The following is a 25,178-nucleotide window of genomic DNA, read 5'->3' on the forward strand; positions in this document are numbered from 1 at the left end:
ACAACAAAACTGTTACATTGATCAAACAATCGCCACAAAGGTATTTAAAAGGTATTATAGAATGGTATGTTAAAGGCGTACCCTCTCTGACATGCAGGATTAAAAAATGAAAACGAAAGTCCAACTGTCATTCATGATGTTTGTTGAATGGTTTATCTGGGGCGCGTGGTTTGTGCCGCTGTGGCTGTGGCTGAGCAAAAGCGGTTTTACCGCCGGGGAAATCGGCTGGTCTTATGCCTGTACCGCCATTGCCGCTATCCTCTCCCCAATTCTGGTCGGATCGCTGACGGACCGCTTCTTCGCCGCGCAGAAAGTACTGGCGGTGCTGATGTTTGCCGGCGCGATTCTGATGTACTTCGCCGCACAGCAAACCCAGTTCAGCACCTTCTTCCCGCTGCTGCTGGTTTACTCCCTGACCTATATGCCCACCATCGCGCTGACCAACAGTATTGCCTTCGCGAACGTGGATGACGTCGAGGCCGATTTCCCGCGTATCCGCGTGATGGGCACTATCGGCTGGATCGCCTCCGGGCTGGCGTGCGGCTTCCTGCCGCAGATGCTGGGCTATAGCGATATTTCCGATACCAATATTCCCCTGCTGATGACGGCAGCCAGCTCCGCCCTGCTCGGCGTGTTTGCCCTCTTCCTGCCGAACACACCGCCGAAAAGTACCGGCAAGCTGGACTTCAAAGTGATGCTGGGGCTGGACGCGCTGATCCTGCTGCGCGACAAAAACTTCCTCGTGTTCTTCTTCTGCTCGTTTCTGTTCGCCATGCCGCTGGCCTTCTATTACATCTTCGCCAACGGCTATCTCACCGAAGTGGGAATGAAAAACGCCACCGGCTGGATGACGCTCGGCCAGTTCTCTGAAATCTTCTTTATGCTGGCGCTGCCGTTCTTTACCAAACGCTTTGGTATTAAGAAGGTCTTACTGCTGGGTCTGATCACGGCCGCTATCCGCTACGGGTTCTTCGTTTACGGCGGTGCGGAACAGTACTTCACCTACGCCCTGCTGTTCCTCGGCATTCTGCTGCACGGCGTGAGCTACGACTTCTACTACGTCACCGCGTACATCTACGTGGATAAAAAAGCGCCGGTGCACATGCGTACCGCCGCGCAAGGCCTGATTACGCTGTGCTGTCAGGGCTTTGGTAGCCTGCTGGGTTACCGCCTGGGCGGCGTGATGATGGAAAAAATGTTCGCATATAAAGAGCCGGTGAATGGGCTGACCTTCAACTGGGCCGGAATGTGGGCATTTGGCGCAATCATGATTGCCGTGATTGCCGTGCTGTTTATGCTGTTTTTCCGCGAATCGGACAAAGAGATCACTGCTATTGAGGTGGTTGATGGCGATACCGCGCTGACACAAGGGGAAGTTAAATGAAACAAGAACGTGTTCTCGGTGCCCTTTACGGGCAGGCGTTAGGGGATGCGATGGGCATGCCGTCGGAGCTGTGGCCGAGAAAGCGCGTCAAGGCCCACTTTGGCTGGATCGACCGCTTTTTACCCGGCCCGGCAGAAAATAACGCGGCCTGCTATTTCGGGCAGGCAGAGTTCACCGACGATACCTCAATGGCGCTGTGCCTCGCCGATGCGATCATTGAGTGCGACGGGGAGATTAACGCGGATGTTATCGGCAAGCATATCCTGAACTGGGCGCTCGATTTCGACGCGTTCAACAAGAATGTGCTCGGCCCGACCTCAAAAATCGCGCTTAATGCGATTCGTGACGGGAAACCGGTCAGCGAACTGGAAAACAACGGCGTGACGAACGGGGCGGCGATGCGCTCCTCCCCGCTGGGCTGCCTGCTCCCGGCGACGCGGCTGGAACACTTTGTTGAACAGGTGGCGCTGGCCTCCAGCCCGACCCATAAATCGGACCTCGCCATTGCCGGCGCGGTGGTGATTGCCTGGGCGGTTTCCCGCGCCATCGACGGCGAAAGCTGGCAGAACATCGTTGATGCCATGCCGGGGATCGCCCGCTATGCGCAGGAGATGAAAACAACCACCTTCAGCGCGTCGCTGGCGGCGCGTATTGAGCTGGCGCTTAAGACCGTGCGGGAAGCCAACGGTATTGACTCCGCCAGCGAGCAGGTTTATCAGCTGATTGGCGCGGGAACCAGCACCATCGAGTCCGTTCCGGCGGCCATTGCGATGGTGGAACTGGCGGGAACCGACCCGAACCGCTGCGCCATTTTATGTGCCAATCTGGGCGGTGATACGGACACCATTGGTGCCATGGCGACGGCCATCTGCGGTGCGCTCCACGGTGTGCAGGCGATTGACCCGGCGCTCAAAGCCGAACTCGATGCCGTCAACCAGCTCAACTTCGGCCATTATTGCGAGAAACTGCTGCACTTCAGGGAGCAAAGGGAGGGCGTATGAATGCATTTGCCCAACGTCTCGAAAATCTGCACGCCACCCGCCCGGTGACGGTACTGGGCGCAGCGGTGATTGACGTCATCGCCGACGCCTACGCCCTGCCCTGGCGCGGGTGCGATATCGAACTTAAGCAGCAGGGCGTGAATATTGGCGGCTGCGCGCTGAATATCGCCATTGCCCTGAAGCGGCTCGGCATTACGGCGCAAAACGCTCTGCCCGTCGGGCACGGCGTGTGGGCGGATATTATCCGCAGCGCCATGGCGAAGCAGGATCTGCACAGCGCTGTGGAGGCCGAGACGGGCGATAACGGCTGGTGCCTGGCGCTGGTTGAGCCAGACGGCGAGCGCACCTTTATGTCCTTTAGCGGCGTGGAGAACCAGTGGCAGCAGCGCTGGCTTGATGTGCTTAATATCCCGTCGAACAGCCTGGTGTATTTGTCCGGCTATCAGCTGGCATCGCCCAGCGGCGAACTGCTGACAGGCTGGCTGGAGAGGTTGCCGGACGTGACGGCCTTTATCGATTTCGGTCCCCGCATCGCGGATATTCCTGACGCGCTGATGGCGCGAATTATGGCCTGCAGGCCGATTGTGTCCCTTAATCGTCAGGAAGCGGAGATCGCAGCCGGGCGGCTGGGTGTCGTGGCTGAAAACCTGGGTGCAGAATGGCAGCAGCGTTTCGGGGCCGCACTGATTGTGCGCCACGATAAAGACGGTGCGGCCTGGTATGACGCCGGGAGCTCGGGCGTTGTTCCGGCGTTCCCGGCGACGGTCGTGGACACCATTGGCGCAGGCGACAGCCACGCGGGCGGCACGCTTGCCGGACTGGCGGGAGGATGGTCACTGGCCGACGCGGTTCTGCTAGGGAATGCCGTGGCGTCCCGGGTGGTCAGCCAACGCGGCGGCGATTGCGCACCGACTCGCGAGGAATTACTCCTCGCACACAAAGACGTATAGGTCGCTGCGACAGTAGCTAATGCTGTACTCAATCGGCCGGTGCTGCTGGTCAAGCGCGACCTGTTTAATCACCAGCACCGGTATTTTTTCATCCATCTTAATGTGCGCCTGAAACTCGCTGTCCGGCATGCGGGCGCTCACCCTTGAGCGGGTGCGCTGCGGGAAGATATTCTGGCTGCGGAAGTAGTCGTAGAGCGAAATGCCAATCGCATCCGGGTCGGGAATTAACCCGACCGGGACCCAGGACTCTTCAATCGACACCGCATCGTCATCCACATAGCGAATGCGCTTGAGCAAAAAGACCTCGCTGTCCGGGGAGATCGACAGGTGGTTCGCCACCTCTTCCGGGCATTTCACCACCCGCTTGTTAACCCAGAGCGTATTTGGCGTTTGGCCGCGCAGCACCACCTGCTTTGAGAAGCCGCGCGCCTCTTTCAGCGAATATTCGAAGATATTGTTGATTTGCGTCCCGTAGCCACGGGCGCGCGTCACCACGCCCTCTTCCTCCAGCGCCTGCATCGCTTTACGCACGGTAATGCGCGACACCCCGGTCAACTGGCTCAGATCGCGCTCGCCGGGCAAAATATTCCCGTGCTCCAGCACCCCGCTGCGCACCGCATTTTTTACCGTTTCGGCAAACTTCAGGTACAGCGGCGTGTTATCGGGCGCGGCGATCCGTTCATTCAGTTGAGCGATTAACCGGGTATGCGCTTGTTCCATCTCTGTTTTCTCAGGCGTGATGTATTCTGCCAGTATACTGGCTTACCACCATGCATGAAAATGGTGTACCGGCCCAATACCGTGACCGACTTCCAGAGTATCGGCTTTTGCCAGCGCCGCCGAGAGCCAGGCTTTCGCTTCGCGCACCGTATCGGCCCAGCCTTCATGCCGGGGACGCAGCGCCGCCAGCGCGGCCGAGAGCGTGCAGCCCGTGCCGTGGGTATTTTTGGTCTGCACGCGCGGCGCGGTAAAGCGCACTTCGCCGTCGCGGGTGAAGAGCCAGTCCGGGCTTTCCGCGTCATCCAGATGCCCGCCCTTCATCAGCACTGCCCCGCAGCCCATCGCCAGCAGCGCGTTCCCCTGCGCTTTCATCTCGCGTTCCGTTTGCGCGTGCGATGTGCCCAACAGCGCGGCGGCTTCCGGCAGATTAGGCGTGATGAGCGCTACCTGTGGCAGCAGCTTTTTGCGCAGCGTTTCCACGGCAGAGGCGGAGAGCAGCGGATCGCCGCTTTTCGCCAGCATCACCGTATCCAGCACCACGTTTTGCACCTGATAGCGTGTAAGCCGCTCGGCCACCGCTTCAACGATATCCGTCTCGGCCAGCATGCCGATTTTGGTTGTATCGATGCGCACGTCGCTGAACACTGAATCCAGCTGCGCGGCAACAAAATCCGGCTCGATACGGTAGACCGACTGCACGCCGCGCGTATTTTGCGCCACCAGCGCGGTAATGACCGAACAGCCGTACGCGCCAAGGGCCGAGAAGGTTTTCAGGTCAGCCTGGATACCCGCGCCGCCGCTGGGATCGGTGCCGGCAATGGTCAGGGCGTTAATCCGCTTCATGCCTGCTCCTCCAGCGTGTAGAGCGCATCCAGGAACGCGCTGGCAAAACTGCCCGGGCCACGCGACTGCGCAACCGCGACCGTTCCGGCTCGTTTCATCCATCCGCAGGCGGCAGCGATGTTATCCAGCCGGTCACCCGGCAGCGAACAGCTCGCCGCCACAACGGCAGAAAGCGTGCACCCGGTGCCCACCACGCGCGTCATCAGCGGGTCACCGCCGGTAACCGTTCGGGTACGTTGCCCGTCCGTGATGTAGTCCACCTCGCCGGTGATTACCACAATCGTATTGATCTGCCGGGCCAGCGCCTGGGCTGCAGGCACCGCGCTGGCGGCGGTATCGGTCGTATCGACGCCGCGCCCGCCGGCGCTCATCCCGGCAAGAGCAAGGATTTCAGAGGCATTGCCGCGAATGGCCGCCGGTTTCAGGGCAAGAATTTGATGGCAAAAGCGGGTGCGGAACGCCAGGGCGCCCACGGCAACCGGGTCCAGCGTCCAGGGCTTGCCTGCCGCCACCGCGCTTTCAATGGCACGACGCATCGACTGGGCGCGCGGCGCGGTCAGCGTGCCAACGTTAACCAGCAGCGCATCGGCTATCGCGGCAAATTGCTCGGCCTCTTCGGCCTCGATCACCATCGCCGGGGATGCGCCAAGCGCCAGCAAAACGTTGGCCGTAAAGGTCTGTACGACGTCATTGGTCATACAATGGGTCAGCGGAGAACGGGTGCGGAAGTGATGTAAAACGTGTAAATCGAGCAGGTCAGGCTGCATGGGTTCGCTCCTGCCTTGCGTGAAGAAGCGATGACCGGGAAGGCATCTGACTTCCCTACGCTGGCATTATCCAGATCAGGTAATACGGGTATTTCTCAGCCTTCACAAAGAAGGGCACCCCGAGTCATTTGGTAAGCATTAGCTTACTTTTTGCCAGATTAGGGGAAGTTGCTGGCTCAAGCAAGCGCGCTCTTCCGGTTACCGCTTCTTCATTGGGATGTCCTCATGTGACTTATTAAGGCATTCCTAACATCGCGCGCATTAATCAACTGGGGAGCTGGTCATGTTGTCGGCAGGATTCTGCAAAAGTTTTAGGATATATATTAATGAATATTACGAAAAAGACACATCTATCACCAATCGCCATCAAATAATTAACATTTCATTTATCACTAACAATCTGACTTTAGTATAAGAATTTTTAATCCCTTCAATATTACTTTTACAAGACAAGCAATACACTTTCACACGAAGCATGAAGTGTACATTAAGTCATATACTTAATTTAGACATTTGCATCTGTTTCAATAGCTTAAATACTGAGTAGCAGTTAACCATTCGAAATATAAGGTAATGTATATATTGGAGAAATGCTTCTTATACCATAGCCAGCCACTGTTGCATTTCGTGCTTTACGTGATCCAGATCAACATTGACTTATGTGCAATACGGGATAGTTAATTCATGTTATAAAAAAAGAATCGCACGAGAATTAACCTATTTTGGTACACACTAATAGCAGGGTTAATCTCCATATCAGTTAGAAAGCTAAGCACTGGCAATAGCTTTTGATAATGAATTAATCCTGATTTATTAGTGAGATATAAAATGAAACGTTCTATTCTGGCTGTTTTCGTGTCTGGTGCTGTTTTCGCTGGTTCTATCAATGCTTCTCACGCTGTAGATTTTGCAAGTGATAACTCCGGCTCTACTCAATGGGCTCAAGGTGCGCAAAATAACATTGATACGCTTAATCTTGATGTTGACGATCTCAAGCAAGCTAACCACCTTCAAGATAATGCAATTCAGGCACAACATGATTTCAACAATACGCAGCAAGGCGAAATCATGCAAAACCGATCAGACATTAGCGGTTTGCAAGGTCAAGTTAATGGCCTGAATGCTCAATTAACACAATCTGTAGTAGATGAATCGAGCGCCCGTAGTTCTGCTGATGCTACTTTAGGCGCTCAAATCCAGACAAATATCAACGCTATTACAGCTATCCAGACTCAAGCCGCTAAAGGTGCATTTAATGGTAAAGATGGGGTAGATGGTAAAGATGGTGCTACAGGGGCGCAAGGCTTACAGGGTGTGCAAGGTTTAGCAGGTGCTAACGGTGCTGATGGTAAAGATGGTAAGAATGGCGTTGATGGGAAAGATGGTGTTACCACCACCATTAACAAAGTGCAAGTAGACACGGCTACACAAACTAAAGTAGCTGCTAACTCTGCTGCTATCGCTTCCACCTCTAGCCAGGCTGCCAGCGTAGCTCAAGAGTTGCAAGCTGCAAAACAGACTATGCAAGCTATGAATAACAATACTAACCAGCAATTCAAATCATTGCGCGATGAAGTAGATAATAACAAGAAGCAAGCTAACGCTGGTATTTCTGGAGCCATGGCTATGGCTGGCCTGCCTCAAGTGCAAACTAATCAGCGTGTAATGTTCTCTGCTGGTGGCGCTACTTACAACGGTGAAAGCGCTTTAGCGGTTGGCGGATCCGTTAACTTTAATTCTCATGTTATCGCTAAAGTAAGTTTCTCTGATGATACCGCTAATAATATGGGTGCTTCTGTTGGTGTAGGTATCGGTTTTTAAGTAAACTATAATGTCTCCCAAGTGAACTCAATATACATATACCCCATAAAGGGGTTTCGACAAGTGGTCGTATTAAAGGACCTAACGGCGAATTGAAAACCGTTAACCTATATTTGGGTAGTATTTGTTAAAGGTGCTGTTAGTTCTCTTATTGGTATGTTTCTGATTTAAACCAATCAGTAATGTACTGTTTTCTCAGAAAGCTTTTTTAAGATAGGATGATTTATGAAATCTAAACAAATGCTTGCCTGTTTACTATCACTAAGATAACCACCGTTTTTGTATTGTTGATGCATATACATTCTTTATAGGTGATACAAGTTATGGTTTACCGTTAGCCTGACAAACTATATATTTAAAACCATAAAGCTATCTCGTTTATTTATCAAATATAGGGCCAACCCAACAATAAAGGAGTGTTAATATACACCATGACTCATTGATACTTTTGTATAGTGAAGGAGTTAAATTTCCTGAGAAAGAACTACCAGAATGGTTCCTTAGGGTAAAATAGTGATGATAGCCATGATTAAACTAATTATATACTCTGCTTTAGTTTCGTTAGCTTTAGTAGCTACTGGCGTATTTATAGGTATTACTTACAACCGTACCATATTAAACATAGCTTATAGCTGTGATAACAGCTAAACAGTCATTAATTTGGGTTGTGCACGTTCCTGCCTACCGAGTGTTTGTATATGGTGGATTGTTCCTTCTAATGCTTTTCTTAAACAGGAGGCTGGGATAGGACTATTATTTTGGCGATGCATTGTTACTACAATGCTACTTATATCCTTATTATTGCAGTGATATACGAAAGGCAGAATTTAGAATTATGAAAAAACTATTATTAGCAGTTCTGGTTATTGCATCTCTTCCTGCTCATGCTATTAATGCGCACTATCGGGAGCAATTAGAGCGCTCTGGATGTACTCAAGTAACTGATGGCCATGGTTGCGATATTCACAAAACCAAAGCACAAAACAAAAAAGCAATTACGAGCCAACAAGATCGGATAGCTTTTGAAGCTGATGCTTATAGTGTGGTTGATAAACCTATCTCTGAGGCTGCTGAAACCCTCCTTTCGAAAGGCTGGAAGCCTAATAACGGCGTATGGAAGAAACAAGGCTATACTATCAAGCTGAAATTAAAAGGTGAGAGTGTTATTGATTTTGTTCTAACTCATTGAGGTTAAGATGACCCCTTACGTTTGTCCTATTTTTGGTACAGTGCATTAATCTAAAACTAGCCCCTTTCATTAGGGGCCTATACAGCAGCCAATTAGAAATAGCTTGATGCAAGCCATGTAGTTATACGGTTAACACAAAGTGTAAATGAGACCCATGTTGTAAGTCTTTAGTGTATTGCTAAAGCCGCCCTTAAAAGATGGGCGTTTTTTTAATTACTCTTGAGGATTATATGATGGATGATGCAAATGAAGCAGTAAAAGAAGGGTTCGCTAAAATAGTGGGTGCGGGTTCTCCTGTACTTGCTATCGCTTCTTTAGGTGCTGTAGAAGGTCTTAGCGCTGCGGGTATCACGTCGGGGCTTGCTGCATTAGGACTCGGCTTTGGGATGGTTGGCGGTGTTGTAGCCGTGGGTGTAATCGGCTATGGCGCATATCATGGGGCTAAGTGGGTAGCGGATCAGGTTGAAGACTTGATAAAATAAATCAGGCGACTGCGGTCGCCTTTTTTTATTTGCCGGATTTTCTCCATGCAAAAGTCAGGAATGCCATAAGCCCTTTTATTCTAACTGCCACGCCCCGCCATGAATAAGCGACGCTCCCCCCGCCCAGGCAAATAACGCCAGCTCGCGGCAGTCGGTATTCGGATAGATACGGCTGCTGAGGCACGCTTCACCCTCGTTAACAAACACTTCAACGGAAGAGCAGTCAAAGAACAGGCGCAGGTTCAGCGCGTCGTTCAGGTTAAGCGCGACGCTTCGGGTACCGCACAGGCCATACTCTGGATAGTGTCGCTCCAGCACCAGGCGCTGCATCTGGGCATCAACATAGAGGCGCAGCCCATCGCCAAGACGAATGCCGTACTGCTCCGCACTGCTGTTGGCGCAATCCCATTGCAGAATGACCTCCATCGCATCGCAGTGTTCCACCAGCGTCATCTGCTGGTTATTAAGCGTACTTATCGGCCAGGAGAACCACGCCCCGCGCAGGGCTTCAACTTCTCTGGCCGGCCGCATTTGCAGATGGTTATCCGCACTCAGCGTCAGCTCGCGCGGTAAAGAAAGCATACCCGCCCAGCCATCCTCCTGTTCCGGCAGCGGGGATTCCCACATGTCCAGCCAGCCGATGACGATGCGTCGGCCATCCGGCGTCAGGAAACTTTGCGGCGCATAGAAATCATGCCCGTAATCCATCTCCACAAATTCACCTTCACGCACAAAGGGCTGACCGGGCTGCCATTCACCTACCAGATAGCCGCTCTGGAAAAGATTGCGATGTTTAAATCCGTCTGCGGTGAGTCCCTGAGGCGAAAACATCAGCACGCGTTTCCCACCGAGAGTGAAGAAGTCCGGGCATTCCCACATATAACCCATCTCTTTTTCAGCCACCGCGAGCACGCCCCTGTCCTGCCATTCTCGAAGATCGGCAGACCGGTACGCACGCACCTGACCCGTATCACCCTCTCGCGCGCCAACGACCATGTACCACCACTCCCCTTCACGCCATACTTTCGGATCGCGGAAGTGATGCAGTCCAGGCGGTGTGTCAATGACGGTCCCGTGCCGCACAAAATGGATGCCGTCACGGCTGGTTGCCAGGCACTGAACCTGGTAGAGATTAGCCTCATCGCCGGGATCGCCGTGGAATTTGTGGCCGGTGTAGATCAGCGCCAGCGTGTCGCCATCCACCACGGCTGAGCCAGAAAAACAGCCGTCCTTGTCGTCTGGTCCTTCCGGTGCCAGCGCAACCGGGAGGTGCTCCCAGTGAACTAAATCTTTGCTGCGCGCATGGCCCCAGTGCATCGGGCCCCATTGGGTAGAATACGGATGGTGCTGATAAAAGGCGTGATACCAGCCGTCAAACCAGACCAGGCCATTCGGGTCGTTCATCCAGCCAGCACGCGCAGCGAGGTGGTAACGGGGATACCAGCGCAGGTTGAGCCCTTCGCGTCTGGACTGAATTTCCTGTTCTGCTTTCGTAATGGAATACGTCATTTCTCTACTCTTTGATCAGATGGTGGAAGGTTGCGGCATGAGCGGGTCAGAAGAGGACTTACCCGAGCGCAACAGGAAGATGGAGATAAACGTGGTGCTGAAGACCAGTAACCCCATGATGAGATAGGACTGGGCAAAGCCGTATTTCTCATAGCTGTAACCTGCCAGCGGCGACAGCACCGAGGCAATCACCGAGCTTGTACAGGCAAAGCCCACCAGATAGAGGGTGGAAGAGAGTCGCTTATCAAAATGCAGGCTGTTGTATTTGAAGATGGAGACCAGCAAAACGGGCAGCTCAACCGCGTGCAATAGCTTGGTAATGGAGATCAATACCGGCCCCTCAACCAGACCCGATGCCACCATACGCATCGCCATCACCATTCCGGCGAAAATCAGGCCGTTTTTCGCACCGAGGCGATTCACCAGCCACGGGGCGCAAAACATGCCCGCCGCCTCCATGAAAACCTGGAAGGAGTTGAGATAGCCATACATGGCGTTTCCTTCCTGCAGCGTCGGGAACTGTGAGGAGAAATAGACCGGGAACTGCTGGTCGTAGACGCCATAAATACAGGTGCCGATAACAAAAAATACCAGCGCCCAGAAGCGCGGCAGCGTCAGCAGGCGCAATGCATCCTCCAGCGTGACCTTACCGCCGGACACAGCCTCCTGCATGGCGTGCGGCGCGGAAGAGACCCGGAGGCGTGCCAGCAACACAAAAAACACCAGCCCGGCGCAGCTCGCCACCGCGAAGTTCAGCTTCGGATTAATGTTGAACAGGAGTCCTGCAAAAAAGGTTGCCACTGCCCAGCCCAGCGATCCCCACATCCTCGCCTTGCCAAATTCAAACTGGCTCTGGCGGGCCACGCGCTCGGTATAGGACTCCAGGACCCCTATTCCACCGTTAAACGTCAGCCCGATATAAACCCCGCCGAAAATACTGCCGAGTAACACGTTAATTTGCAGCAGATAACCAAACAGCAGGAAGGCCGGACCGGAAAGAATGAGCAGACTGGTCAGAAACCAGAGCAGGTTTTTTCGCAGGCCGAGCTTGTCCTGAATGAAGCCGTAGCAGATTTGCGCGCACAGCGCGGAGACGGACAGCACGGCATAGATGACTCCCGTATCCCCTGCCTTTAACCCCACCTCCTGATGGAGCCAGATAGAGAGCAACGAGCCGGAAGATGACCATGTGACAAAAAAGAAAAAGAGTAGTGCGCTTAATAAAGGGTAGCTGTGAGAGTGATGCGTTTTCATCATGACATTCTCATGTTGGAGTAATGACGCAATGGTAACGTTAACATTTATCCTTTCTCATGCGGTTTGGTAAAAATTTAAGATGTTAATCACGAAAGTTAACGTTAACATTAAGAGAGTGAGATCGCGATCAAATATTCACCACTGAGGTAAGCCTGGCCTGGCCTGTGCATCAGCCTTCCTTTTACATCAGCGACTTAGTTGTATACCCTTTCACACAGAGCATTAACGGAGTAAGAAAATGGCTTCCCTGAAGGACGTCGCAAAGCTGGCTAACGTATCGCTGATGACGGTCTCCCGTGCGCTGAACAGCCCGGAGCGCCTTAAGCCGGAAACGCTGGCGCGCGTTCAGCTGGCTATCGAGCAAACCAGCTACGTGCCCGATCTTTCCGCCAAGAAAATTCGCGGCGCGCATGCCTCGCCTAAAACCATAGGCGTACTGGCGCTCGATACGGTGACGACGCCTTTCTCGGTGGAGATCACGCTGTCGATTGAAGAGACGGCCAGAATGCACGGCTGGAACAGTTTCGTGATGAATATGTTTACCGATGACAACCCGGACGCCATTGTCGACCTTCTCCTTTCTCATCGGCCTGACGGAATTATCTACACCACCATGGGGTTACGTCAGGTTCCTCTCCCGGCCAAATTACTCACTCTTCCCTGCGTGCTGGCCAACTGCGAAAGTGACGGCGAAAAGGTCGCCAGCTATATTCCCGATGATGAACAGGGGCAATATACCGCCGTGCAAGCGTTACTCGCGGAGGGTTATCGACGCCCTCTCTGCCTGCATTTGCCTGAGGGGCATCTGGCCACAACCCGACGTCGTCAGGGGCTGGAACGTGCATGCCGTGAAGCGGGGCTCGATCCGGACGGACTGGCGCACAGCTATATGGCACTCGGCGATGAGCACTATCGTGACATTCCGTCAGTATTGCTGGCGCACATGCAGAATGGTATTCCCCGGTTCGACGCGGTTATCTGCGGCAACGATCGTATCGCGTTTATGGTCTATCAGACGCTACTGGGGCAAGGGCTTCGCATACCGGAAGATATCGCCGTTATCGGCTATGACAATATGGTGGGCATTGGGGAGTTGTTCCTGCCGCCTCTCTCGACGGTTCAACTGCCGCACTATGAAATTGGTCGCCTGAGCGCCCTGCATATTATTAACGGTGAAGAACATCAGGAAACCACGCGCGTAGAAAGTCCTTTTTTACCGCGTGATTCTGTTGCGCATGCAACGTAACCGCCGTTTTTTGCCCAGGACGCAGAAACAGGAAGCGTCACCCTCCTTTTATGCCGTTCGATGGCACGATTTGTCACACTCTTTTCTGTGACTTTACACACCGGGTAAATGGCCTGTAACGCGCTGTTTTTATTTGGCATAAAATGCAATTTTCATTTTAAAAATGGGGATATTTCCTCGTTACAGCCCCGTGTCACAAAACAGTAAACAAATTAACCATTGAGCCCCGTGGCAAAAGGCTCTATATTGGCGGCGTTTTTTTCAGGCCCCCATCTGTTTTTTAACTTTTTATTCAATCGTGGCTCATAACGAAGCGGCGGTTGTAGGAGTGATATGATGACGGATAAAGTCCGTATTGACACCGTAGATGCCCACAAAAGCAACGAAACCTATCTGGCCCGTCAGGCCGAGTTTGAATCTAACGTCAGGAGTTATCCGCGCAAACTGCCTTTAGCCATCACTAAAGCAGAAGGCGTGTGGATCACCGATGCAGATAATAAAGAATACCTTGACTGTTTAGCAGGCGCAGGGACCCTTGCGCTTGGCCATAACCATCCTGATGTGCTGAAAAGCATCCAAAATGTCATTACCAGCGGCTTGCCGTTACATACTCTGGATCTGACGACGCCTCTGAAAGACGCGTTTTCCGAATACCTGCTCTCTCTGCTGCCTGGTCAGGGCAAAGAGTACTGCCTGCAGTTCACCGGTCCATCCGGTGCTGACGCCGTTGAAGCGGCGCTGAAGCTGGCGAAAAAAGTGACCGGCCGTAGCGGTATCATCAGCTTCTCTGGTGGTTACCACGGCATGACCCACGGCGCACTGTCCGTGACCGGCAACCTGTCTCCGAAAGAAGCGGTTGACGGTATGATGCCAGAAGTCCAGTTCATGCCTTACCCGCACGAATACCGCTGCCCGCTGGGTATCGGTGGTGAAGCGGGCGTGAAAGCGCTGACGTATTACTTCGATAACCTGATCAACGACGTTGAAAGTGGCGTGCGTAAGCCTGCTGCGGTGATCCTGGAAGCGGTTCAGGGCGAAGGCGGCGTGAACCCGGCTCCGGCTGAGTGGCTGCAGCGCATCCGTAAAGTCACTCAGGAACACGGCATTCTGCTGATCCTCGACGAAGTTCAGGCTGGCTTTGCCCGTACCGGTAAATTCTTCGCCTTCGAACACGCTGGCATTGAGCCAGACATCATCGTGATGTCTAAAGCAGTGGGTGGCGGTCTGCCGCTGGCCGTGCTCGGTATCAAAAAGCAGTTCGATGCATGGGCACCAGGTCACCATACCGGTACCTTCCGCGGCAACCAGCTGGCGATGGCCACCGGTCTGACGACGCTGAAAATCCTGAAAGATCAGAACATCGCAGGCAAAGTGGCTGCACAGGGCGAATGGCTGAAAGGCCAGCTGAAAGAGATGGCGAAACGTTATCCGGTCATCGGCCACGTGCGCGGTCTGGGCATGATGATCGGTATTGAGATCGTTAAGCCACACGAAGCCGCTGACCACATGGGCTGCTTCCCGGGCGACGGCGAGCTGTCTGCACTGATTCAGAAGAAGTGCTTCGAAGCCGGTCTGATTCTGGAGCGCGGTGGTCGTAACGGTATCGTTCTGCGTCTGCTGCCTTCTCTGCTGATCAGCGATGAAGAGCTGAAGATCTTCCTGGATAAATTCGAGCAGGCACTGCTTGCTGCGGGCGTTCGCCCGGCGTAACCGGAGTTGTTGATTACGATGTCTGATTCAAACCCAATTTTGTTCTCCTCTGCGCAGAGCATTGAAGCTTACCAGCAGGCGATTGAACAAAGCACTCAGGCTGTGATGCAGTGGCTGAAGCAGCCTGAGATGTACCAGGGCAAAACGGTCGCGGAACTGCGCGACCGTATTAAGCTGGATTTCAACCCGAAAGGGCTGGGCAACGAAGCGGCGATTGAACGCGCCGTCGAGTTCTTCCTGAAAGACAGCCTGTCCGTTCATCACCCGCAGTGTGTGGCGCACCTGCACTGCCCAAGCCTGGTCGTAAGCCAGGCGGCGGAAGTGCTGATCAACGCCACTAACCAGAGTATGGACTCCTGGGATCAAAGCCCGTCCGCAACCATCATTGAGATCAAACTGATCGAGTGGCTGCGTACCCGCGTGGGTTATCAGGCTGGCGACGCCGGTGTCTTCACCAGCGGCGGAACCCAGAGCAACCTGATGGGCCTGATGCTGGCGCGCGATGCGTTCTTTGCGCGTCAGGGTCACTCCGTTCAGCAGGACGGCCTGGTAGGCGATCTGCGTAAGATCCGCGTACTGTGCTCCGAAAACGCGCACTTCTCCGTGCAGAAAAACATGGCGCTGATGGGCCTGGGCTACCAGTCCGTAGTGCAGGTGAAAACGGACGAATTCTCCCGCATGGATCTGACCGATCTGGCGGCGAAAATTGAGCAGTGCAATGCGAACGGCGAGCAGATTCTGGCGATCGTCGCGACGGCAGGTACCACCGATGCCGGTGCTATCGACCCGCTGCGTGCGATTGCAGAGCTGGCGGCGAAGCAGAACATCTGGGTACACGTTGATGCAGCCTGGGGCGGCGCGCTGCTGATGTCTGAGCAGTATCGTCACTACCTGGACGGCATTGAGCTGGTGGATTCCGTGACCCTGGACTTCCACAAGCAGTTCTTCCAGACCATCAGCTGCGGCGCGTTCCTGCTGAAAGAAGCGCGCCACTATGAGCTGATGCGCTACCAGGCGGCTTACCTGAACTCTGAGTTCGACGAAGAAGCAGGCGTGCCTAACCTGGTCTCCAAATCTCTGCAGACCACCCGTCGTTTCGACGCACTGAAGCTGTGGATGAGCCTGGAAGCGCTGGGTCAGGAGCAATACGCGGCGATCATCGATCACGGCGTGACCCTGGCACAGCAGGTTGCGGCCTACGTGAAATCGCAGCCTGCGCTGGAACTGGTTATGCAGCCGCAGCTGGCAAGCGTGCTGTTCCGCTTCCGCGGACAGGTGCAGACGGATGACGCAGGTATCGCCCTGCTGAACCAGAAAATTGGTGACGCACTGCTGGAATCCGGCCGTGCAAACGTCGGTGTGACCGAGCATAACGGCGTGACCTGCCTGAAGCTGACGCTGCTGAACCCAACCGTGACGCAGGAAGATATTAAAATCCTGCTGTCGTTGGTTGAGCGTACCGCGCAGGAAGTTTTGGCTAAGTAATACAAAACCCCTCTTCCGCCGGGAGAGGGGTTATTTTTATACGCCTGCCCACCACATCCTTAATTTTAATCCCCAGTAGCTCGTCCAGCCCGTTGTGGTACTGACCACGTTTCCCTTCGACACAACCACCAGCGTTGGCGTGACGCTCACCTGCCACTGCTGCGACAAAGCACCGTTTGCATCATTAATGACCGGCATTTTCAGCTGTTTCTTATCAACCCAGCGCTCAAGCTTTGCGTTGTCACCGGAGCGCATGGCGATACTCACCACGTTCCCGCCCTCTTCTGCCAGTTGATTAACCGCAGGCGTCGTGTAGCGGCAAATGCTGCACCAGGTCGCCCAGACGTAGATCAGCAGCGGACGATCCTGGCTGAGCGCCGCAATATCGTGAACGTTGCCGTCGATACTCGTCATCGGCGTTGCACTAAAACTGGCGGGGAGTGTCGGTTTTCGGTATTGATCCACACCCCACACCACGGCCAGCGTCAGCAGAACGAGTATTATCCCTTCCCGCGCCCAGCGGCGCAGTCGATTGATTTTGCGGTTATCCATTGTGACCTCATGTTTTAATGAAGGTCATCTTAACGGGCAATACGCCATCACGCTGTAAAGAAGTGTCGCGCCAGGGTTACTCCGGGCTATAACCGTAGTCGTAATAGCTGTACCCCGAGTTGTAATAGAGCGCGGCAGATTTCACTATATCATTGAGGATCGTGCCACTCACCTGCACGCCCATCCGTTCCATACGCTTAAGGCTGGTCTCGATCTCTTTAACGCTGGTTTTACCAAAGCGGGCAACCAGCAGCGTGGTGGCGGCTGCTCTGGCTATCAGCAAAGCATCCGTGACGGCAAGCACAGGCGGAGTGTCGATAATCACCATGTCATACCGCTTTTCAGTCTGCGACATTATCCCCTGAAGGCATTCACTCATGAGCAGATCGACGGGATGGGCAGGTTGAGGTCCGCAGGTCAGTACATCAAAACCGCCTTTTTCGAAGCGTTGAACCGCCTCCTGCCACTCGACCGTTCCGTCGAGCACGCTGGACAACCCCCGCTGATTATTCAGCCTGAACACGTTGTGGACATAGCCCTTGCGCATATCCGCATCAATAAACAGCACCCGCTGTCCGGCCTGCGCCAGAATCGACGCCAGCGAAGAACTGACCAGCGTCTTTCCGCAGTCCTGCGTGGGGCCAGACACCACGACAATCCGGTTTGTGGCATCCATCATGGTAAAGTGCAAACTGGTGCGCAGCCCGCGTATCGCCTCGACAAACGAATCAGCCGGACGATCGATGGGCAGAAAAGGCACGTTGGCTATCTTGTGCTTCCAGTGGGAAGTAAACAGGTTTCGCCTGCGCAGCTGCGTTTTTTTCCATAACCATGCCGAGCGCGGAAGCGTCACCAGCAGCGGCATTCCGAGCTCATCCAGCTGTTCAGACGACGTAATGCCCCGCTTAAAGGCTGAACGCACTAAAACCGTTCCGGCAGAAAGTATCAACCCCATCAGCATACCAAACACGATAATGAGTGCTTTGCGCGGTTCAACCGGAGCAGGCTGCGTCATGGCCGGGTCAATGATCCGCACGTTCCCGATCGCGCTGGAGCGCGAGATGCTCAGCTCTTGCTGACGCGTCAGCAACTGCATGTATACGGTACGCCCGGATTCAACGTCACGACTCAAACGTAATATTTCCTGCTGCGTGGAAGGCATGGATGACACGCGGCTATTCAGGCGTGCGCGCTCCCGTTCAAGGGTTTGTTTCTTCTCCCGTAAAGCACGGTAGGTCGGATGATCTTTTTTGAACAGCTGAGAGACTTCTGCTTCGCGAAATATAAGCTCGTTAAGCTGATTTTCCACGTTAACCACCTGATCAAGCACCGATTTTGCCTCAAGAGATAAATCGACCGAATCGCGCTGCTCTCGGTAAGCATTCAGTCGTGCCTCGGCTTCATTCAGTTCGAGACTGATTTTAGGTAACTGATCCTGTAAGAATGCGAGGCTGCGGGAATCTTTAGCCTCCTGGCGCGCAATGTTCTGGCTGAGAAAATGTTCAGCAATCGAATTAAGTATCGTGGCGGTCTTGTCGGGATCGTCGCCCGTTAGCGTTAAGGCGATCATACCGCTCTGTTTCGCCGACTCGGCAATCGTAAGTCTGCTCTGAAGGGCGTTGATCGCGTCAAGCCTGGTCACGGTGTTGAGGGTAAATTGCGTTCCCGGTACCGCACTGAGGGATGTCACCAGAAGCGATACGCCCTCTTTAACCAGCGCTTTCCCGACAACGCCCTCTGCCTCAAGCGTTTTCCCCGCAAGACGATATCGCCCCTGCTCCTGAACGGTGAGTAAAAGCGTTTGTGGCTCACCTTCCACAAGGGGAATATTCAGTGAGCCAATCGTGATTTCCGCCGGTTTGCGGCCCTGCACGTGCTGCCAGAGCGCCCCGATAACGGGGAACATGCGCTGGCTAACCTCGTAGGTCAGCCCTAATTGATCAACGGTCTCGCCGAGGACCATCCGTGACTTGAGGAGTAAAAGTTCTGGGGCGACATCGGATGAAAGATCGGGCCTGAACGACGTCAGGTTCTTGAGCAGCGCGTTGCCCTGCTTTGCTTCGACCTGCACCAGGGCATCAGCCTGATAAACTGGCGTGGCGCTGAATGCGTAGATCCCAGCACACACCGTAAACAGAAGTGTCACACACGCGATCGTTACCCGGTGATCGAACATCTCAGCAAGCAGCTGAATAAGATCCATTTCGTTATTCTGCGGCGTCGCAGCACGATATTTTTCTGATTGAGAAGACGACATTACGGCTTCATTCCTTGTTAACTTAAACGGCAGGCCCATTCCTGACGGGCTGTTCCTGATTGCCCGAAAATGGCCGCTCACCAATCGGTGAGCGGCACATATTGCCGGTGCAGACCACTAAGATTGAAGGGAACATTACTGCGGCCACGCTCTGATGTTACGAACGGTTTCGGTCAGGTCATGTACGCCGCTGATGGTGGGTACCAGTTGGGAGATCACGCGATTCCAGCGTGATAGCGGTGCAGTGGTGACATAGACAATGTCATACGGCTCAAGCTGAAATTCCGTACCCAGCACCATGGCTGACGCATCTTCCGCATTCAGCTGATAGATATTGGCGATTTTGTCGGTGTCGCCTTTTTTCGATACCTGCCGAATAACAAAAATGCCGGTTGCATCGGCCATATTTTGGTTAAGCCCCCCGGCATTCCCCAGGGCCTCGGCCAGCGTCATGCCGCTACGATCCATCTTAAGCGTGCTCTGTTTAATCACTTCCCCCATCACGAACACCTTCAGCGCATCGTTCCGAGGCACAAACAGGATATCGCCAGGATAAAGCAGCTTATTTTGGGTCAAATCGCCATGCTGCATCAGGGCATAGAGGGAAAGGTGCGCGTCCTGTCCATTATGTGTGAGCACGACGTTCCGCCAGTCGGCATCCGCCGAGAGTCCACCCGCAGCGTTAACCGCGTCCATTACTGTCAGCGGAATATTGGTTATCGGTTGTTGCCCTGATTTTTCCACCTCACCGGTGACGTAGGCTTTTTGTGAACGGAAGGCGGCAACGCTGACGTCCACCTGCGGGCTCTCAATAACGTTATCCAGTCGAGCCGTAATCTCGTCGCGTACCTGTGAAACCGTTTTCCCTGCTACCCGCAGTTTACCGACATAGGGATAAAAGAGCGTGCCGTCGGCGTTAACCCAGTTACCGGCATCGCTCGCGCTACGATATTGTCCTGCCGGCGTCGTTAATTCAGGGTGATCCCAGACGGTGACCGTCAGGATGTCACCCGTACCAATACGGTATTCCCAGCGTTTGATCTGCTCATCCAGATTAGGATTTGCCTGAGATTTCGACACGGGCGGACGCAGTTTTTCAATCAGTTCCGGCGTCAGGGGAAAAATTTCCACGCGCTTTTCGAGCTGATAATTTGCCTCTTCCGGCGAAATAACGTTCTTCCCGGACACAGTTAAGTCCAGGCCTGGTGAAAACATACACCCCGTTAACTGACTCATACTCAGAAATAAGAGCGAAAATGCAGTTGTACTTTTCATTAATATAAATATTTCTTTTCAACGTTGCGTTTATCGTCAAGCCTGTAAAAAGACTTGAGCTAACATCATGAAATTTAATTGATTGCTCTTTCCTGGAGTGAAATTGCTGGCATTATAAAACGCACTCCACCCGCTTTCTAAAAAGCAGAGCTTTTGCCTGGTCTTGTTAAAAAAATGGCGGTAAGCACGCTGCACTCGAAGGCGATATTAAATGCTCTTCAGGCGGAAAGCATTCGCATCGCTTTCTAACTTTGATATGAAAAGTTATTTTCAGAATTAATAAATGAAATGATAAGTATTAAAAATATAAGACACTGGCAATATTCCCGACACTGATAAACATCACGCAATTGGGCTACACAAAACCGTCCACTTTTGTTACATTTTTTTTCAAACATATCCTGCGTTGATACTTAAAATGGACCGTCTGCTTCGCTTTGCACGACCCGCAGACGAAAAGTATCTGTAACGATATCACTGGAGAAAAAATGGCTAAGCGTAAACTGCTGCTTCTGGGTGTATTACTGTCTCTGGCGGGATCTGCATTCTCTGCCCCGCAAACGGCCGCTGCCCCCTCCGGCATCAAGGCCTATGAAGAACAAGAGTTCATCGCTGACTTCACGAAATTCAAGATTGGCGACACGGCGCCGGCGCAGTATCAAACGCCGGAGTACACCATCAAACAGTACCAGCTACGTAACCTGCCGGCGCCGAATGCCGGAACCCACTGGACCTACATGGGCGAGAATTACGTGTTGATTGGCGATGCGGATGGCAAAATCTACAAAGCCTATAATGGAGATATTTTCTATCACCGCTAATACCATCCTGATCCGCCCCTGGCAGGAAAGCGATCGCCCTTTCCTGCGCACGCTCTTCCTCCACGCCCGGCGCGAAGCCTGGCCATGGCTGGACAGTTCAGACTGGCAACTTGAAGACTTTGACGCGGCCACCCGTGACGAAGTGATTTGGGTTGCCACGCAGAATGGCCATCGCCTGGGTTTTGCCTCCGTCTGGACGAACGATAATTTTCTGCACAACCTCTTTGTTGACCCGCAGTATCAAAGCCACGGCGTCGGGAAAATGCTCCTGGAACAGGTGCAGAAGACGTTTACCAGTACGGGTTCGCTTAAGTGTCTGGTGAAGAATGCGCGGGCTGTCGCGTTTTACCAGCGGCACGGCTGGCACATTGAGGCGACGGGGGATTCTCCGGAGGGAGAGTATTATTTGATGCACTATCGGTTGGGTTAAAGTCGGGTGGCGGCTTCGCCTTACCCGACCTACGTGATAGTGCCAGTTGTAGGCCGGGTAAGCGAAGCGCCACCCGGCAATTCAACGCGAAGGCGTTACACCGCGCGGAACGCGATTTCGCCCGGGATCACTTCGCCCTGCCAGTAAAGCTGCGCCGCAACGCGCCCCGCCAGCTGACGATACATCTCTGCAAATTCGCTGTCCGGACGGCTGACAACCGTCGGCTTGCCGCTATCCAGATCTTCGCGCAGGGTAATGTGCAGCGGCATCTGTCCCAGCAGTTGGGTGTGATACTTCGCGGCCAGTTTTTCTGCGCCACCCGTACCAAAGATAGGTTCGTGGTGACCGCAGTTGCTGCAGATGTGCATGCTCATGTTCTCCACGATACCGAGCACCGGCACTTCCACCTTCTCGAACATCACGATGCCTTTTTTGGCGTCGATCAGCGCGATATCCTGCGGCGTGGTCACCACAACGGCTCCCGTCACCGGAATGTTTTGCGCCAGCGTGAGCTGAATATCACCTGTGCCCGGCGGCATGTCCAGCACCAGATAATCCAGATCCGGCCACATCGTCTCCTGCAGCATCTGCAGCAGCGCTTTGCTGGCCATCGGGCCGCGCCAGACCATGGCGTTATCGTCAGTCACCAGGTAACCGATGGAGTTGGTCGCCAGACCGTGCGCCATGATCGGTGCCATGTGGGTACCGTCCGGTGAGGTTGGACGCTGGTTTTCCGCGCCTAACATATTTGGAATAGACGGACCGTAGATGTCGGCATCCAGAATACCGACCTTTGCCCCTTCCGCTGCCAGCGCCAGCGCCAGGTTTACGGCGGTAGAAGATTTCCCCACCCCGCCCTTGCCCGAGCTGACGGCAATGATGTTTTTCACGCCGTTCACGCCAGGCTGGTTTTTCACGCGTTTCAGCGTGGCAATGCTGTGGCTCAGCTTCCAGTCGATCGCCTTCGCGCCGGTCATGCGCAGCAGCTCAGAGCTGGTCTGCTCTTTCAGCGCGTCAAAGGCGCTGGTCCAGACGAACGGCATCTGCAGCTCAATGTGCAGCGTATCATCCAGCCAGGCAACGTGGTGTAACGCTTTCAGCGTAGTGAGATTATGCTTCAGGGTTGGATGCTGAAAGTTAGCCAGCGTCCCGGCGACCATTGCTCGTAAGGCTTCCGGTGATTTGGCCTGGGATTGAGAACTCATCCCGACTCCTTTGTTCTTGTGAATAAGACCTTAGATGAACAAGTTTACCTGAAAGGCCGTGGTTTGTGCTTACTTAATAATGCCCCTTTTGGTAATATCAAAAACCCTTTTCACAGTTAAAAGAAGTAATGCCTACTATGACTCAAGTCGCGAAGAAAATTCTGGTAACGTGCGCACTGCCGTACGCCAACGGCTCAATCCACCTCGGCCACATGCTGGAGCATATCCAGGCTGATGTCTGGGTCCGTTACCAGCGAATGCGCGGCCACGAGGTTAACTTCATCTGTGCGGACGATGCCCACGGCACGCCGATCATGCTGAAAGCGCAGCAGCTGGGGATCTCCCCGGAGCAGATGATTGCCGAAATGAGTCAGGAGCATCAGACCGATTTTGCTGGCTTTGACATCAGCTATGACAACTATCACTCCACGCACAGCGACGAAAACCGCGAGCTGTCGGAGCTGATCTACACCCGTCTGAAAGAGAACGGTTTTATTAAAAACCGCACCATCTCTCAGCTGTACGATCCGGAAAAAGGCATGTTCCTGCCGGACCGCTTCGTCAAAGGCACCTGTCCGAAATGTAAATCCCCGGATCAGTACGGCGATAACTGCGAAGTGTGCGGCGCAACCTACAGCCCGACCGAGCTTATCGAGCCGAAATCCGTGGTTTCCGGCGCCACGCCTGTGATGCGTGACTCCGAGCACTTCTTCTTCGACCTGCCGTCCTTCAGCGAAATGCTGCAGGCGTGGACCCGCAGCGGCGCACTGCAGGAGCAGGTGGCGAACAAGATGCAGGAGTGGTTCGAATCCGGTCTGCAGCAGTGGGATATCTCCCGCGATGCGCCGTATTTCGGCTTCGAAATCCCGAACGCACCGGGTAAATACTTCTACGTCTGGCTGGACGCGCCAATCGGCTACATGGGCTCCTTTAAGAACCTGTGCGACAAGCGTGGCGATACCGTAAGCTTCGACGATTACTGGAAAAAAGATTCCACGGCCGAGCTGTACCACTTCATCGGTAAAGACATCGTTTATTTCCACAGCCTGTTCTGGCCAGCGATGCTGGAAGGCAGCAACTTCCGCAAGCCAACCAACCTGTTTGTTCACGGCTACGTGACGGTGAACGGCGCCAAGATGTCCAAGTCCCGCGGGACGTTCATCAAGGCCAGCACCTGGCTGAACCACTTCGACGCGGACAGCCTGCGCTACTACTACACCGCGAAGCTCTCTTCCCGCATCGACGATATCGACCTGAACCTGGAAGATTTCGTGCAGCGCGTGAACGCGGACATCGTGAACAAGGTGGTGAACCTGGCGTCCCGTAACGCGGGCTTTATTGCCAAGCGTTTTGACGGCGTGCTTTCTGCCGAACTGGCCGATCCTGAGCTGTATAAAACCTTCACCGATGCCGCCGCTGCGGTTGGCGAAGCCTGGGAAAGCCGTGAATTCGGTAAAGCGATTCGCGAAATCATGGCGCTGGCCGATGTTGCCAACCGCTATGTGGACGAGCAGGCCCCGTGGGTGGTCGCGAAACAGGAAGGCCGTGACGCCGACCTGCAGGCGATCTGCACCATGGGTCTGAACATGTTCCGCGTGCTGATGACCTGGCTGAAGCCGGTTCTGCCACAGCTGGCAGCCCGTGCTGAAGCGTTCCTGAACACCGAACTGACCTGGGATGCTATCCAGCAGCCGCTGCTCGGCCACAAGGTCAACACCTTCAAAGCGCTGTACAACCGCATCGAGATGAAGCAGGTTGAAGCCCTGGTGGAAGCCTCTAAAGAAGAGGTGAAGGCAGCAGCGGCACCGGTCACCGGCCCGCTGGCAGACGACCCGATTCAGGAAACCATTACCTTCGATGATTTCGCCAAAGTCGACCTGCGCGTAGCGCTGATTGAAAACGCGGAGTTCGTGGAAGGCTCTGACAAGCTGCTGCGCCTGACGCTGGATCTGGGCGGCGAGAAGCGCAACGTCTTCTCCGGGATCCGCTCTGCTTACCCGGATCCGCAGGTGCTGATCGGCCGTCAGACCGTGATGGTGGCGAACCTGGCGCCGCGTAAAATGCGCTTCGGCATCTCTGAGGGGATGGTGATGGCTGCAGGCCCTGGCGGGAAAGATATCTTCCTGTTAAGCCCTGACGAAGGCGCGAAGCCGGGTCAGCAGGTGAAATAACAAAAAAGCCGGAGATTATCTCCGGCTTTTTTTTGCCCGGCGGCGCTACGCTTGCACGGGCCTACGGGTTTTGTAGGCCGGGTAAGGAGAAGCCGCCACCCGG

The 25,178-nt window shown here is 54.0% G+C and carries 21 protein-coding genes and 1 riboswitch; of the genes, 12 read left to right on the forward strand and 9 right to left on the reverse strand.

Annotated elements, in window-relative coordinates; genetic code table 11:
• Nucleotides 1–106 precede the first annotated feature (106 nt).
• Genes ABFV38_RS14660 through ABFV38_RS14670 form a run of 3 tightly spaced genes read left to right on the forward strand, consistent with a single transcriptional unit; the run spans nucleotide 107 to nucleotide 3,335 of the window.
• Nucleotides 107–1,384 carry a nucleoside permease gene (locus ABFV38_RS14660; protein WP_045908640.1) on the forward strand — a complete coding sequence of 426 codons (1,278 nt, stop codon included), beginning with the start codon at nucleotides 107–109 and terminating at the stop codon, nucleotides 1,382–1,384.
• Nucleotides 1,381–2,385, forward strand: coding sequence for an ADP-ribosylglycohydrolase family protein (locus ABFV38_RS14665; RefSeq protein WP_348957473.1), 1,005 nt, complete (start codon nucleotides 1,381–1,383; stop codon nucleotides 2,383–2,385). Before ABFV38_RS14660 ends, ABFV38_RS14665 begins: the two co-directional genes overlap by 4 nt.
• Nucleotides 2,382–3,335, forward strand: coding sequence for a PfkB family carbohydrate kinase (locus ABFV38_RS14670; RefSeq protein ID WP_348957474.1), 954 nt, complete (start codon nucleotides 2,382–2,384; stop codon nucleotides 3,333–3,335). The genes ABFV38_RS14665 and ABFV38_RS14670 overlap by 4 nt, the downstream gene beginning before the upstream one ends.
• Here ABFV38_RS14670 and ABFV38_RS14675 read toward each other — a convergent pair.
• From ABFV38_RS14675 to thiM, 3 genes are read right to left on the reverse strand one after another with little or no spacing between them, the layout of a single operon-like run.
• Complete coding sequence (locus ABFV38_RS14675) at nucleotides 3,309–4,055, reverse strand: GntR family transcriptional regulator (RefSeq protein ID WP_348957475.1); 747 nt, start codon at nucleotides 4,053–4,055, stop codon at nucleotides 3,309–3,311. The two genes, ABFV38_RS14670 and ABFV38_RS14675, sit on opposite strands and share 27 nt — an antisense overlap.
• Before the next feature lie 42 nt (nucleotides 4,056–4,097).
• On the reverse strand, nucleotides 4,098–4,898 hold the full coding sequence (gene thiD, locus ABFV38_RS14680) for a bifunctional hydroxymethylpyrimidine kinase/phosphomethylpyrimidine kinase (protein WP_348957476.1): 801 nt from the start codon (nucleotides 4,896–4,898) through the stop codon (nucleotides 4,098–4,100).
• Nucleotides 4,895–5,665 carry a hydroxyethylthiazole kinase gene (gene thiM, locus ABFV38_RS14685; protein WP_348957477.1) on the reverse strand — a complete coding sequence of 257 codons (771 nt, stop codon included), beginning with the start codon at nucleotides 5,663–5,665 and terminating at the stop codon, nucleotides 4,895–4,897. Before thiM ends, thiD begins: the two co-directional genes overlap by 4 nt.
• Nucleotides 5,666–5,700: 35 nt before the next feature.
• Nucleotides 5,701–5,797, reverse strand: a riboswitch (TPP riboswitch).
• Between the two features lie 696 nt (nucleotides 5,798–6,493).
• Between thiM and ABFV38_RS14690 the strand changes: the two genes are divergently transcribed.
• The 3 genes from ABFV38_RS14690 to ABFV38_RS14700 all read left to right on the forward strand — a co-directional run bounded on the left by ABFV38_RS14690 (nucleotide 6,494) and on the right by ABFV38_RS14700 (nucleotide 9,157).
• Nucleotides 6,494–7,486, forward strand: a complete 993-nt coding sequence (locus ABFV38_RS14690; protein ID WP_348957478.1) for a YadA-like family protein — start codon at nucleotides 6,494–6,496, stop codon at nucleotides 7,484–7,486.
• Nucleotides 7,487–8,321: 835 nt separating this feature from the next.
• The gene (locus ABFV38_RS14695) at nucleotides 8,322–8,675 is read left to right on the forward strand and encodes a hypothetical protein (RefSeq protein ID WP_348957479.1); all 354 of its coding nucleotides are present in this window, start codon (nucleotides 8,322–8,324) and stop codon (nucleotides 8,673–8,675) included.
• A gap of 197 nt (nucleotides 8,676–8,872) precedes the next feature.
• Complete coding sequence (locus tag ABFV38_RS14700) at nucleotides 8,873–9,157, forward strand: hypothetical protein (protein ID WP_348957480.1); 285 nt, start codon at nucleotides 8,873–8,875, stop codon at nucleotides 9,155–9,157.
• Between the two features lie 75 nt (nucleotides 9,158–9,232).
• Here ABFV38_RS14700 and ABFV38_RS14705 read toward each other — a convergent pair whose 3' ends face one another.
• Nucleotides 9,233–10,666 carry a glycoside hydrolase family 32 protein gene (locus ABFV38_RS14705; RefSeq protein WP_348957481.1) on the reverse strand — a complete coding sequence of 478 codons (1,434 nt, stop codon included), beginning with the start codon at nucleotides 10,664–10,666 and terminating at the stop codon, nucleotides 9,233–9,235.
• Between the two features lie 15 nt (nucleotides 10,667–10,681).
• The gene (locus ABFV38_RS14710) at nucleotides 10,682–11,923 is read right to left on the reverse strand and encodes an MFS transporter (protein ID WP_348957482.1); all 1,242 of its coding nucleotides are present in this window, start codon (nucleotides 11,921–11,923) and stop codon (nucleotides 10,682–10,684) included.
• Between the two features lie 238 nt (nucleotides 11,924–12,161).
• Here ABFV38_RS14710 and ABFV38_RS14715 point away from each other — a divergent pair, with 238 nt between their 5' ends.
• The 3 genes from ABFV38_RS14715 (at nucleotide 12,162) to ABFV38_RS14725 (ending at nucleotide 16,364) form a co-directional block, all read left to right on the forward strand.
• On the forward strand, nucleotides 12,162–13,169 hold the full coding sequence (locus tag ABFV38_RS14715; protein ID WP_348957483.1) for a LacI family DNA-binding transcriptional regulator: 1,008 nt from the start codon (nucleotides 12,162–12,164) through the stop codon (nucleotides 13,167–13,169).
• 333 nt (nucleotides 13,170–13,502) lie between these two features.
• Entirely contained in the window at nucleotides 13,503–14,879 is a 1,377-nt protein-coding gene (locus ABFV38_RS14720) for a diaminobutyrate--2-oxoglutarate transaminase (RefSeq protein WP_014884533.1), read from the forward strand.
• Nucleotides 14,880–14,897: 18 nt separating this feature from the next.
• Entirely contained in the window at nucleotides 14,898–16,364 is a 1,467-nt protein-coding gene (locus ABFV38_RS14725; RefSeq protein ID WP_348957484.1) for an aspartate aminotransferase family protein, read from the forward strand.
• A gap of 36 nt (nucleotides 16,365–16,400) precedes the next feature.
• Here ABFV38_RS14725 and ABFV38_RS14730 read toward each other — a convergent pair whose 3' ends face one another.
• From ABFV38_RS14730 to ABFV38_RS14740, 3 genes are all read right to left on the reverse strand, one after another.
• Nucleotides 16,401–16,916, reverse strand: coding sequence for a protein disulfide oxidoreductase (locus ABFV38_RS14730; protein ID WP_048028262.1), 516 nt, complete (start codon nucleotides 16,914–16,916; stop codon nucleotides 16,401–16,403).
• Between the two features lie 76 nt (nucleotides 16,917–16,992).
• The gene (locus tag ABFV38_RS14735) at nucleotides 16,993–19,173 is read right to left on the reverse strand and encodes a polysaccharide biosynthesis tyrosine autokinase (RefSeq protein ID WP_348957485.1); all 2,181 of its coding nucleotides are present in this window, start codon (nucleotides 19,171–19,173) and stop codon (nucleotides 16,993–16,995) included.
• 135 nt (nucleotides 19,174–19,308) lie between these two features.
• Nucleotides 19,309–20,448: a polysaccharide export protein gene (locus tag ABFV38_RS14740; RefSeq protein WP_048028258.1), complete on the reverse strand. Its 1,140-nt coding sequence runs from the start codon at nucleotides 20,446–20,448 to the stop codon at nucleotides 19,309–19,311.
• Nucleotides 20,449–20,936: 488 nt separating this feature from the next.
• Here ABFV38_RS14740 and ABFV38_RS14745 point away from each other — a divergent pair, with 488 nt between their 5' ends.
• Entirely contained in the window at nucleotides 20,937–21,269 is a 333-nt protein-coding gene (locus ABFV38_RS14745) for an RcnB family protein (protein WP_348957486.1), read from the forward strand.
• Nucleotides 21,220–21,699, forward strand: a complete 480-nt coding sequence (locus ABFV38_RS14750; protein WP_045908655.1) for a GNAT family N-acetyltransferase — start codon at nucleotides 21,220–21,222, stop codon at nucleotides 21,697–21,699. Before ABFV38_RS14745 ends, ABFV38_RS14750 begins: the two co-directional genes overlap by 50 nt.
• Before the next feature lie 95 nt (nucleotides 21,700–21,794).
• On the opposite strand, the gene apbC is transcribed toward ABFV38_RS14750, so the two are convergent.
• Nucleotides 21,795–22,904: an iron-sulfur cluster carrier protein ApbC gene (apbC, locus tag ABFV38_RS14755; protein WP_045908656.1), complete on the reverse strand. Its 1,110-nt coding sequence runs from the start codon at nucleotides 22,902–22,904 to the stop codon at nucleotides 21,795–21,797.
• 137 nt (nucleotides 22,905–23,041) lie between these two features.
• Here apbC and metG point away from each other — a divergent pair, with 137 nt between their 5' ends.
• On the forward strand, nucleotides 23,042–25,075 hold the full coding sequence (gene metG, locus ABFV38_RS14760) for a methionine--tRNA ligase (protein WP_063622084.1): 2,034 nt from the start codon (nucleotides 23,042–23,044) through the stop codon (nucleotides 25,073–25,075).
• The last annotated feature ends 103 nt before the right edge of the window (nucleotides 25,076–25,178 follow it).

The organism is Enterobacter cloacae complex sp. Mu1197, assembly GCF_040059225.1.
Taxonomy (GTDB): Bacteria; Pseudomonadota; Gammaproteobacteria; order Enterobacterales; family Enterobacteriaceae; genus Enterobacter; species Enterobacter quasiroggenkampii.